The organism is Catonella sp., assembly GCF_057250765.1.
In genome coordinates, this window is record NZ_DBHIEC010000006.1 from 1 (window position 1) to 12,180 (window position 12,180).

General features: G+C 37.9%; 11 protein-coding genes. 1 reads left to right on the plus strand and 10 read right to left on the minus strand.

All coding sequences use genetic code 11. The features are described from left to right. Positions 1–102: 102 nt before the first annotated feature. Positions 103–1,296 (minus strand): acetate/propionate family kinase, encoded by a 1,194-nt coding sequence (locus ACO6HM_RS04335; RefSeq protein WP_485389940.1) that lies wholly within the window; start codon positions 1,294–1,296, stop codon positions 103–105. Between the two features lie 152 nt (positions 1,297–1,448). Further along, on the minus strand, positions 1,449–2,447 hold the full coding sequence (gene pta, locus ACO6HM_RS04340) for a phosphate acetyltransferase (RefSeq protein ID WP_485389941.1): 999 nt from the start codon (positions 2,445–2,447) through the stop codon (positions 1,449–1,451). 203 nt (positions 2,448–2,650) lie between these two features. Between pta and ACO6HM_RS04345 the strand changes: the two genes are divergently transcribed. Then, on the plus strand, positions 2,651–3,925 hold the full coding sequence (locus ACO6HM_RS04345; protein WP_485389942.1) for a tRNA(Met) cytidine acetate ligase: 1,275 nt from the start codon (positions 2,651–2,653) through the stop codon (positions 3,923–3,925). On the opposite strand, the gene ACO6HM_RS04350 is transcribed toward ACO6HM_RS04345, so the two are convergent. The 8 genes from ACO6HM_RS04350 to rbfA are packed head-to-tail and all read right to left on the minus strand — an operon-like array spanning position 3,906 to position 12,180. Continuing rightward, positions 3,906–4,691, minus strand: a complete 786-nt coding sequence (locus ACO6HM_RS04350) for a hypothetical protein (RefSeq protein ID WP_485389943.1) — start codon at positions 4,689–4,691, stop codon at positions 3,906–3,908. The two genes, ACO6HM_RS04345 and ACO6HM_RS04350, sit on opposite strands and share 20 nt — an antisense overlap. Positions 4,692–4,707: 16 nt before the next feature. Beyond that, complete coding sequence (gene rsmD / locus ACO6HM_RS04355; RefSeq protein WP_485390032.1) at positions 4,708–5,280, minus strand: 16S rRNA (guanine(966)-N(2))-methyltransferase RsmD; 573 nt, start codon at positions 5,278–5,280, stop codon at positions 4,708–4,710. After that, a complete protein-coding gene (locus tag ACO6HM_RS04360) occupies positions 5,277–6,851 on the minus strand; it encodes an AAA family ATPase (RefSeq protein ID WP_485389944.1) in 1,575 nt (524 codons plus the stop codon). Before ACO6HM_RS04360 ends, rsmD begins: the two co-directional genes overlap by 4 nt. A gap of 26 nt (positions 6,852–6,877) precedes the next feature. Next, positions 6,878–8,923 carry an ATP-dependent DNA helicase RecG gene (recG, locus tag ACO6HM_RS04365; RefSeq protein WP_485389945.1) on the minus strand — a complete coding sequence of 682 codons (2,046 nt, stop codon included), beginning with the start codon at positions 8,921–8,923 and terminating at the stop codon, positions 6,878–6,880. Positions 8,924–8,934: 11 nt separating this feature from the next. Beyond that, the gene (locus ACO6HM_RS04370) at positions 8,935–9,840 is read right to left on the minus strand and encodes a bifunctional riboflavin kinase/FAD synthetase (protein WP_485389946.1); all 906 of its coding nucleotides are present in this window, start codon (positions 9,838–9,840) and stop codon (positions 8,935–8,937) included. A 10-nt stretch (positions 9,841–9,850) separates the two neighbouring features. Beyond that, complete coding sequence (truB, locus tag ACO6HM_RS04375; protein ID WP_485389947.1) at positions 9,851–10,780, minus strand: tRNA pseudouridine(55) synthase TruB; 930 nt, start codon at positions 10,778–10,780, stop codon at positions 9,851–9,853. Next, positions 10,780–11,763 carry a DHH family phosphoesterase gene (locus ACO6HM_RS04380; protein ID WP_485389948.1) on the minus strand — a complete coding sequence of 328 codons (984 nt, stop codon included), beginning with the start codon at positions 11,761–11,763 and terminating at the stop codon, positions 10,780–10,782. Before ACO6HM_RS04380 ends, truB begins: the two co-directional genes overlap by 1 nt. A 24-nt stretch (positions 11,764–11,787) precedes the next feature. Continuing rightward, a complete protein-coding gene (gene rbfA, locus ACO6HM_RS04385) occupies positions 11,788–12,180 on the minus strand; it encodes a 30S ribosome-binding factor RbfA (RefSeq protein ID WP_208428697.1) in 393 nt (130 codons plus the stop codon).

The window sequence follows — 12,180 nt, forward strand, 5'->3', positions numbered from 1 at the left end:
CATTGTATTCAAAAGGATTTATCACAGAGATAACAATCCTCGAATAAACAATAAATTTTCATACCTGATTATTGTACAGATATTTAAATGATTTGTCAAGTATTATTTTACAAGAGCAAGTGTATCTTTTGCAATAGCAAGCTCCTCATTTGTAGGAATTACATATACTTTAACCTTGCTGTCAGGAGTAGAAATAAGCATGTTCTTACCTCTTTCCTTATTGGCAGCATCATCAATCTTGATACCAAGATACTCAAGGTTTTCACAGATATCTTTTCTGGTAGTGGAGCTATTCTCACCTACTCCAGCAGTAAATGCTATGGCATCTACACCGTTCATCGCAGCGGCGTATGCACCGATATACTTAATTACTCTATACTTAAAAGCATCGTTTGCAAGTTTTGCTCTTTCATTGCCCTCAGCAGCAGCCTTGTCAAGGTCTCTGAAGTCACTTGATACCCCTGAAAGTCCAAGTACACCGGACTTTTTGTTGAGGAGGTTGAGGATTTCGTCAATGCTCTTATTCTCGTGATTTGCAATAAACTGAATAACTGCAGGATCTATATCACCTGATCTTGTTCCCATAATAAGACCTTCAAGCGGTGTAAGTCCCATAGAGGTATCAACACACTTACCGTCAATAGAAGCTGAAATTGATGAACCGTTTCCAAGGTGGCAAACTATAACCTTTCTATGTCCCTCAGGTAGCTCACCAAATCTTATGGTTTCAGCAGATACATATTTGTGGCTTGTTCCGTGGAAGCCGTAACGACGGATAGAGTATTTCTCATAGTACTCATAAGGAATTGCATACATATGAGCCTTAGCAGGCATAACCATACCAAAACCTGTATCAAATACGGCTACATTAGGAGTACCTGGCATAGCCTCTTCACAGGCTTCGATACCCATAAGGTTAGCAGGATTGTGAAGTGGTCCAAGGTCGAAACAGTCTCTTATAACCTTCTTAACATCTTCAGTAACTATTACAGGATCGCTGTAAACTGTACCTGCGTGAAGTACTCTGTGACCAATTGCAGCTATCTCTGAAACATCAGAAATCACGCCATGGTCTTTATCTGTGAGTGCATCCATAACAAGCTTAACAGCTACTGTATGGTTAGGCATTTCGTGCTCAAGAACAAAATCATCTTTTCCTACAGCTTTATGTGTAAGAAGAGAGCCGTTGATACCTATTCTCTCACAGAGTCCCTTTGAAATAACTTCCTCTGTTTCCATATCAATGAACTGATACTTAAGAGAAGAGCTTCCACAATTGATAACTAAAATTTTCATAAACATACCCCTTTTTTTGTTTTTTGTTTTTAGATTAAGATGTCAAGTACTTTTACACCTGTATCATATATATAAACCAGGTTTATATATTATAATCCCGATTCATTTCTAACTATTTGCTTTTGTCGTTAGCCATAAGCTATAACCAAAGATTACATCTGAGCCTGAACTGCTGTAATTGCAACTACACCAACTATATCACTTGCTGAACATCCTCTTGAAAGATCATTTACAGGACCTGCAATTCCCTGTGTAAGAGGACCATAAGCCTCAGCCTTTGCAAGACGCTGAACTAATTTGTATCCGATATTGCCCGCATCAAGGTTAGGGAAGATAAGTGTATTGGCATGACCTGCTACAGTACTGCCCGGAGCCTTAAACTTACCCACCGATGTAACAAGGGCCGCATCAAGCTGTAATTCACCATCAAGGGCAAGTCCCGGATTCTCAGCCTTAGCTATCTTAGTAGCCTCCTGTACCTTGGTCACATCATCGTGTTTTGCTGAACCCATGGTTGAGTATGAAAGCATAGCTACTTTTGGCTCTGCTTCTACCAGTGTTCTAAATGACTCTGCTGAGGATTTAGCAATGGCAGCAAGTTCTTCCGCATTTGGATTCTGATTAAGACCACAGTCAGAGAATACAAAGGTTCCCTTCTCTCCCATGTCACAGTTAGGAACTTCTACTATGAAAAATGAAGAAACAAGCTTAGTGCCTGGCTTTGTCTTAAGTATCTGGAGGCTAGGTCTCAGTGTATCAGCTGTAGAATGGCAGGCACCTGAAACCAGTCCGTCGGCATCCTTCATCTTAATCATCATAACACCATAATAAGTATTGCTGGTAGTAAGTATCTTTCTAGCCTCTTCCTCTGTCATACCCTTGCTTTTTCTAAGTTCAACGAGAGCTGCTACATAAGAATCTAATTTATCACTATTTTCAGGATCTACAATCTTAGCACCGGTAACATCAAATCCGCCTTTTTTAGCATCTTCTAATATCTTCTCTTCCTTTCCAAGAAGTACGAGGTCGGCAATGCCTTCCTTAAGTACTGTATCAGCAGCCTCTAATGTTCTCATATCCTCACTCTCAGGAAGAACTATGACCTTCTTAGATGATTTTGCCTTAGCTTTGATTTGATCAATAAACGACATGACTTTATGCTCCTTTCAAATTTTGTAAAAATTAATACTTTTATTTTCATTGGAAAAACTGTTTATAGTAAAATTCTATGAATTAAATAATTTTTTCCCACATTCTATTATAAACCCTTTATGAAAAACATACAAGGACAGTTGAGAAAAAAATATAAATATATTAGAATGATTGTAAAAAAATACAAATAATCAGGAGACTTATGATAAATAATCGTAAAGTAGGCGCTATAATTGCGGAATATAACCCTTTTCACAATGGTCATGCCCACCATATCGCAGAGACAAAAAGAAGAACAGGAGCTGACTATATAATTATCCTTATGAGTGGTAACTTTGTTCAAAGAGGTGAACCAGCTATAATTGACAGGTATCTGAGGGCAAAGTCTGCAATTTCATCAGGGGCAGATGCCGTATTCGAACTTCCTGTTACCGTGTCAACAGGCAGCGCTGAGACCTTTGCAGACGGTTCAGTTGCTCTTGCACACAAGCTTGGAATTGTTGATTTTCTCTCTTTCGGAGCTGAGAATGAGAATATAGATGAACTGATAAACTGTAGTAAATTCCTTGTTGAAAAAGAACATAATAATGACATTGTTAAACTCATGTCAAAGGGACTAACCTATCCTGAAGCAAGAGAAGCCTACCTTAGAAACACCGGGCATGAAAAAGAGGCTGATTTGCTTAAGACTTCAAACAATATACTTGCAATAGCCTATCTGAGCAAGCTTCTAAGGCTTAATTCAGCAATTACACCAGTTGCAATAAAAAGAGCCGAGGTCTTTCATGATGCTTCAATCGTGCCTGAAGATAACTCCTTATTTGCATCTGCAAAAGCTATAAGGGAAGATTTAAGGACCAACTCCGGAAAAATAAGTGGCAGATATATTCCTGACTCTACTAAAGATATACTTAATCCTAAAGGAAATTATATAAAGAACAATGATTTTTCTGATGTCTTATTTTACAAGCTTGGAAGCATTATCTATATGAATGATAAGAAGGCTGCAATACAAACTTTAATGAGTTACAGCGATGTAACTGAAGATATGGCAGGAAGAATATATAACTTATTTGGCAAGGTCACTACCTACGATGACTTTGCGGCTGCGCTTTGGTCTAAAAATTATACTTATTCCAGAATCGACAGGGTTTTGTACCATATCATTGGCAATATAACGAAAGAGCTTATAGAAATAAATAAATCCTTCGACTTTTGTCCTTACATAAGACCTCTTGGCTTAAGAAGCGAATCTTCCATCATCTTAAATGAAGTAGGTAAGGCTGTTAAAAACAGTGAAGGTGTTGAATTAATAAGCAGAATAGGTGATGCAAATAAGCTGGAAAATAAAGCAGCCATAGAAACCTTCAATACAACAAGATTTATGACTGCTCTATATAATCAAATTTCATATAAGAACTACGGTATACAAAACTATAACGAAGCCTCTGAAAGTTTTATTTATTTTTTCTCTTAAATGAGAATCTGTCACTGAGGTCTACGAGTTCTTCCTCCTCATCCTCTTCTTCAAACTCATCATCTTCGTCATATTCATCAGGGACTCTGTCATCATCGTCAGAGTCCTCTTCTTCAAAGTCTCCGGACTCAACTTTTACAGTGAATTTATCCTCTTTGGCTTCACTATCAGCATTTGCATCGTCTTCATCAGAGCTATAGCCATTTACTTCTCTTGCTTCAAGAATCTGAGCATTTAACTCATCTCTGTTGTTCTTAACTATTTCTAAGTTACTCTTTAAGGTGTCAATTACGCTGTTTGAACTATCTATAGTCATCTTAAGATTATGAGACACCATTTTTTCAACTGCCCCTAACATTTCCTCTGCATAAGAAAGTGCACCTATTTTAATCTGTGTAGCCATCTCTTCGGCCTCTTTAATTATAGCATCTGCATCTTCATCAGCCTGTTCAAGTATTCTTTCGGCTTCTTTATCTGCAGCAACAACAACGGAATCTTCTTTTACAAGCTCCTGAAGCTGATTCCTTGCTTCTTCTTCAATTTGGGCAGCTTTGTTGGAAGCAGCCTTTAATATTTCATTTTTAGCCTTTGTTATTTTATAAGCTTCTTCAAGTTCATTTGGCAATGTCTGCCTTAAATTGTCAATGTAATTAAGGAGCTCATCCTTAGAAATCTTAATTTTATCCCTTGATAAAGGACCTGCATTGTGACTGTCAACAAAATCGGACATCTCATCTATCATTTTAACTATTTTATTGTCTGCCATAACTTACTCTCCAAATTTATTTTTTTCTTAAAAACAAATGTCTGTTGTTTTTATATATTTTATCTTTAACTATCTTGAGTCCCAGATAATCCACGAATGAAAAATCTGTGTTCTTACTTGCCTCAACTATAATTATAACCTCATCTTCAAGTATAGCCGAACCAACAAGTGCAGTCAAGATGCCTTGTTCTAATCCCTGATTATACGGAGGATCTACAAAAACAATGTCAAAACGCTTCTTTTCAAGTTCAAGCGCTCTTATGCCTGATAGAACTTCGAGTTTAAGAATCATAGATTTGTCGGCAAATTTTGTCTTATCAACATTTGCCTTGATGCACTTAACTGCCTCATCCGACTTCTCAACAAATGCTGCAAACTCCGCACCACGGCTTAGCGCCTCTATACCTATCTGTCCACTTCCTGCATATAAATCAAGGAAATTTGAGCCCTCAATATAGCCTTGAAGCATATTAAACAAGGTTTCCTTTATTTGGTCCGAAGTCGGTCTCGTTTCAAGACCTTTAGGCGTAATAAGGGGCACGCTCCTGGCAATTCCCGCAATAACTCTCATATTCCCTACCTTTTCTATCTTTCTATTTCAAAATCCTCTGCCTTTATGACTGACAAATCTTCAACAGACGGCTCAAACAGATGAGACAATCTATTTGCCTGTCCTACAAGCATTTTCTCAAAGATATTTCGTATGCCTCTTGCATTACCAAAGATTCTTTTACCCTGTTCATCCATTGAAGCAAGATATGTCCTCAGTTTTTCCATTGCATCCTCTTCAAGCCTCATTTCCATTTTTTCAGCCATAGAATACATGATTGCAAGCAGCTCATCCTCATTATAGTCCTTAAACTCAATGAACTTATTAAATCTGGATATCAGTCCTGTATTCGCCTTGAGAAAAGCTTCCATTTCTTTGGTATAACCGGCAACAATAACAACAAGGTCATCTCTATGATCCTCCATAAGCTTTACGAGAGTATCAATAGCTTCAGAACCAAAGTCATTTGCAGCACCCGGAGATGAAAGAGAATAAGCCTCATCTATAAATAATACACCGCCTAAGGCCTTAGTTACTACTTCATTAACCTTAAGTGCAGTCTGTCCAACATAGCCTGCGACAAGGCCTGAACGGTCAACCTCCACAAGACCTCCCTTTGAAAGTACACCGAGTTCCTTGTATATGCCTGCTATAAGTCTTGCTACTGTTGTCTTTCCTGTACCCGGACTCCCTGTAAATACCATATGGTAAGACATATCAGGGGAAGGAAGCCCTTTTTTCTTCCTAAGCTGTCTGATATTGATTAGATTTATTAATGAATGAACCTCTTTTTTCACATCTTCTAATCCAACCAATTCTTCAAGCTCAGATACAAGCTCGTCAAGACGCTTCTTTTTATCTTCTTCCTTAAACGGAATAGGCTCAACTACAGCTACATTTGGAAGTTCATCATCCGCAATAGGTTCTTCATTTGCTACTGCTTCTTTTAGTATTGGCACTATCTCATCAGTCTCTTTATTCTTATCATCCTCATTGCTTTTTATTTCATTCTTTACTGAATCATTATACTTAAAGCTCTCTCCGGGCATTGAAATATCTCCCGATGCCTTACGGAAGAGATATCTGTCATTTATCCGCTCAGCTCTGTCTGAAAAGAAAATAAAAGCGTGAACCGAGTTGTAATAATCAACTATAAACTGTGGCAAATACTCATCTCTGTTTGAATTCAAATACGACATTGCGACAATGATATTTAATACCATATCCATGTACGCACTTGACATATTGGAGTTCTTTTCTCTATCGCGTAGTGAGCAAAGCTGCATTATAATTGGTGGAGCTTTAACTACAGCCTCAGCCTGTCTGATTATTTCCCCGCTAATGTCCTCTACATCAGAAATATCATATTGCTTACTGTCAGGTAGAGATACAATGAACTTTACCTCATCCTCTCCAAGCTTGCCTCCATATATCGCAATATTGATTAAAAGCGACTGTATATACAAATCAAGTGTCTGAAAAATAGTCTTGTGGAGAATCTTTTCTGCCTGAATAAAGTAGCCTTCACTTTCAAGCTTATTGCAGAAACCAACAAGACTTCTATAGTTAGCCTTTGCTATATCAAAGACCTGTCCTGCGTTTGTGTACATATACTTCCCCTATCTAACCAAATCATCTAAAGAGTCATAACATCTTCTCCATAGCCATATCCTCTGGAGTAAAATTTTCTCCCTCTATCATAACATTCATTTTTGGTTTTGTCACTCATGCATTTTACAGTTTCTGAAGTTAGTTTTAAAATATCTGCATCACCTATGATGTCTCCTATGTTAAATGCCATTTCGCCGCTCTGTCTTATGCCAAATACATCTCCCGGGCCTCTTAGCTTCATATCTTCTTCTGCTATCTTAAATCCATCGTTGGAGGTATTTAGTATATTAAGCCTTTCCATAGCCTCCTTGGAGGTATTTCCAGACATAAAAATGCAATAAGATTGAGCTCCTCCTCTCCCTATTCTACCTCTTAACTGATGAAGAGAAGCAAGTCCAAAACGGTCAGCATTTTCAATCATCATTACAGTTGCATTAGGCACGTTCACACCAACTTCTACAACTGTAGTAGAGACCAACACATCTATTCTACAAGCAGCGAATTCATCCATGATTTGATTTTTTTCTTCATTCTTCATCTTGCCATGGAGGTATCTAATCCTCGCCTTATTTCCAATCAATGCAACCAACTCTTCCGTATAGCTTATTACATCTGAAAGCTCATCATTGTCCTCAGACTTCTCAATCATCGGACAAATAATGTATGCCTGATGGCCTTTCTTTACCTCATCTAAAATGAACTTATAAGCTGTCATCCTATAATCCTCATCAACTACACAGTTTTTTATAGGAAGCCTGTCGGCAGGAAGCTCATTAACGATTGAAATATCAAGATCTCCATAAAGTATTACTGCAAGGGTTCTTGGAATTGGTGTAGCACTCATGACCATAGTATGAGGCTCATCGCCCTTGTCCGTGAGTCTTTCTCTTTGTTTTACACCAAAGCGGTGCTGCTCATCTGTGATTACCAAGGCTAATTTATCATAAACCACCTTTTCCTGAATGAGTGCATGGGTACCTATAATAATATCTGCTTCGTGCTTTTCTATTTTAGATAATGTTTCTTTTCTTTCTCTGCCCTTAACCGAACCTGTTAGAAGTACAACACTTACTCCATATTTTTCCAGTGCTGTAGAAAAACTCTCGTAATGCTGCCTGGCAAGCACTTCAGTTGGCACCATTACACTTGCCTGATAGCCGTTTTTTGCCATTAATAGGCAGGAAAGCATTGCTATAACAGTCTTGCCGGAACCCACATCTCCCTGTACAAGCCTATTCATTCTTTTGCCTGACATGATATCAGCCTTAACCTCTTCCCAGACTTTCTGCTGAGCGTTTGTCAAAGAAAATGACAGTGAAGAAACAAAGTCTACCACTGTAGAATCATCATTTACAATATAAGGCGATGGTGTTTTTTCTCTCCCAAGCTTCAATCTATCTATTGAAAGTGCAAATAGAAAGAATTCATCAAATACCAGTCTTCTTCTTGCATCTACTAAAGTATTGTAGGATTTGGGAAAATGTATTTCCTGCAAGGCATCTTTTAGTGAAATTAGAGAATTCTCATCTCTAATATTCTTTGGTAAATAATCTATACTTGAAGTTACTTCTGCAAGAACTTCTTTTAATGACTTTCTAAGGAGATTGCTGGTAACTCCCTTGGTTAAATGATAAATAGGTTGAAGCACCTCAGTCTTTCTTCTGTATTCTGCTTCAGTGAGTATTTCAGGCTGAACTATGTTAATAAACTTACCTTTTCTTACTACCCTTCCTCTGAATATCATATGTACACCCTTTTGAAGTTTTGACTTCATAAAAGGCATATTAAACCAGTTCAGTTCGATTTTTCCACTGCCATCACTTACCTCACAGATTAAGATACTCTTCTTACCCATCTGCTTCAACATAGGACATGATACAGGCATAGCAGATATTATAGCTGTCATTCCGCTTTTTACCATGCTTATTGGTATTATTTTATCGTATTTATCATAATTTCTTGGGAAATACTTTAATATATCTCCTTTGGTAAATATACCTAGCTTATTAAGAAGGATGGCAGTCTTTGCACCTATTCCCTTTATGGCTGTAATGCTCTCTTCTAAAACCATAACACCTCCTGTTAAGCCTTGTACTCCCTTGCCTTTATAGCGTCTATATTAACCTGTTTTTTTACGTCTTCAAGTGAGTTAAACTTCATCTCAGGTCTGATATAGTCTAAAAGCTTTACCTTGGCGAAATGGCCATAAACGTCCCTGTCAAGACCGAAAAGCCAGGTTTCTACACCAGCTGCATTATCTTTTCCCACTGTAGGCTTAACTCCTATATTGGTTATGCCTCTATAGACCTTATAGTCCAGCTCTGTGTCAGACACATATACTCCAAATGGAGGCAGTAGTTTATCAGACTCAGGCTTAATATTGATTGTTGGCATGCCTACTGTATGTCCCAGATGATTTCCGTGAATAATTTCACCTGAAAATGAGAACTCTCTTCCAAGAAGCTCGTTTGCCAACCTTATATCACCTTTTTTTATTAGACTTCGTATTCGGGTACTTGAAATAACCTCGCCGTACATTTTCTTTTTTTCTATAACCTTTAATACATAGCCATAATCTTTACTTCTTTTTTCAAGAAGGTTTACATCACCAAGCCTGTCTTTACCAAATCTGAAATCCGTTCCTACAACAAGCATCTTGGCATCTAATTTGTCATGAATAATTGTTTTTATGAAATCATCTGCTTCTGTATTGATAGTTTCCTTAGTAAAAGGATAATCTATCATATAATCAAAGCCTGAATCTTTCATCAAATTTATTCTCTCAGCACCGGTTTCTATTACCTTAAATTCTTTATCAGAGAGTATGCTAAGAGGGTTCACATCAAAAGTGAATAGAACCTTTGTAAGACCATTTGTACTTAACACAATATCAATAAGTTCTTTATGACCTAAGTGTAAACCATCAAATTTACCCAGTGTAACCACAGTATTATGTAACTTAAAGTCACTACCCTTTATATACTCCATATCTCCCACCTTAAAACATCTTATCTATTTTAAATCCTTCTACATCCCCATTATAGCTGTAAACAGCCTTAAATTCTCCCTTATCGTTATACATCCTGAATTTTTCACCGTCCTGAGGCTGCAATGAGTGAAAGTCTGGACTAATCGCTTCAGCCCTTATGATACCCCCATTTTCAAGCAATACTGAGGCATATCCGCCCACATCAACTCTTCTTAGATTCTTGAATACATCCTCAATAGGAATGATGATTTCTGATATTCTGTTCTCTTTAACCAGTTTCTCTATATCACCCAGCTTATAGCTGTTCTCAAGGCAAAATTCTCCTGTTTTTGTTCTTAATAGGCTTTTCATTGCTGCCTTACAGCCCAATTCATTACCTATATCCTTACATAAGGTCCTAATGTAAGTTCCCTTTGAACAATCAACTACAATTGTAGCTTCTCTGTTAGGGAGGTCTATATTTTTAATTTCGATATCGTAAATAGTTATTTCACAAGGTTTACGCTCTATTACCTTACCTTCCCTGGCAAGCTCATAGAGGCGTTTTCCTCCTACCCTCTTTGCAGAATACATAGGCGGCGTCTGAAGCTGCTTGCCTACAAACCCTGATATTACCATAGAGAGATTATCCTCAGTCAGTTTTTCCTCGTACCAGTCATCAGAAAAGCTCGTTTCTTCAATAATTTCCCCTGTAACATCCTCTGTATCTGTAGCTATTCCAAACTTTATTACAGCTATGTACTGCTTTTTATGGTCAGTCAGTAACTCACATAGTTTAGTTGCCTTGCCTATGCACATAGGCAGCACACCTTCGGCTGCGGGATCAAGTGTCCCTGTATGACCGATTTTGCGCTGCCTAAGAATTCCTGTTAACTTAGATACTGCATCTCTTGAAGTAAATCCTACTTCTTTATATACATTTATAATTCCATTTAGCATTAAATATAACCCTTTTCAAGTAACTGAAATTGCAGTTGCTTTGTAATATTATTGATTACATCATGTACTTTTCCACTAGAAATAGTACAGCCTGCAGCCATTTTATGACCACCTCCACCGAAAAATGCGGCAACATTGCTGACATCAATATCAGGCACAGTAGTCCTCATACTTACCTTATATGTATGAGGTTCCTTTTCATGGATAAATATAGCTACCTTAACGCCTTCCGTAAGTCTTAGCTGGTCAATGATGCCTCCAAGGTCATTATTGCCAACCATATAAAAATCAAGCTCTTTTTGAGTAACGTAGGATACTATACCAGCTCCATCCCACAATATAAGGCTCTCCATCAGGCATCTTCCAAGTACCTGATTCTGCTTGAATGTTCTTGAATAGAAATTATGGTCAATAATATGTCCAAAGTCTATGCCTTTAGCCATAAGCTCACCCGCAATTTCCATTGTACGCTTTGATGTACAGTTGTGATGAAATACACCTGTATCATGAATTATCCCCGTATACAGGCAGGCTGCCACATCCTTACTAATAAGCTCCACATCCATCATCTCAAAAACCAATTCGCAGGTAGAGCTAAGTGATGGGAAAATAAAGTTCTCATCAGCTACTCCCTTGCTTGTTATATGATGATCTATACAGATAGTATTCTTTGCTGTCTCAAATAACTTAGACGCAACACCAATCCTCTCAGTATCCCCTAAGTCCATCATAAAGAACACATCGTATACCTTGTTCTCTGCCTTATTTTTAATAACGTCAGAACCGGGAAGTTCCTTAAACTCACGTCCAATAGGTTCAAGATATACATCAATTGCCTTACCTGTATGTTTAAGATAATTATACATTGCAAGCGTAGAGCCGATGCAGTCTCCATCAGGATTGACATGACCTGCAATTGCAATTGTCTCTGCATCCTTTACAAGCTCTAAAATATGTATCAGATCATAATTTCCTACAAACATCGTGCCTCCCCCTCTAAGGTATATCTATACCTCTTCATCATCAGAGTCATCAACATTATCTTCATTCTTAGGTTTTACCTGATCGATTAGTGCAGACATGTGCATTCCATACTCAATCGAAGTATCCAGCTGGAACCTAAGTTCAGGTGTATTCCTCAAATTAATACTTTTTGCAAGCTGACTTCTAAGGTATGGCATTGCACTTTTAAGTCCTTCCAAGGTATCTTTTTGCTTTTTCTCGTCTCCAAGTACGCTTACAAATACCTTGGCTGTTTTAAGGTCAGGGGCTACTTCCACGTCTGTAACTGAGGTGAGTGAGCTTACCCTTGGGTCTTTAACTCCCATACGGATAAGTTCACCCAAAGCTCTCTGAACCTCGGAATTTATTCTGACATTCTTAATACTGTTTTTACGCAT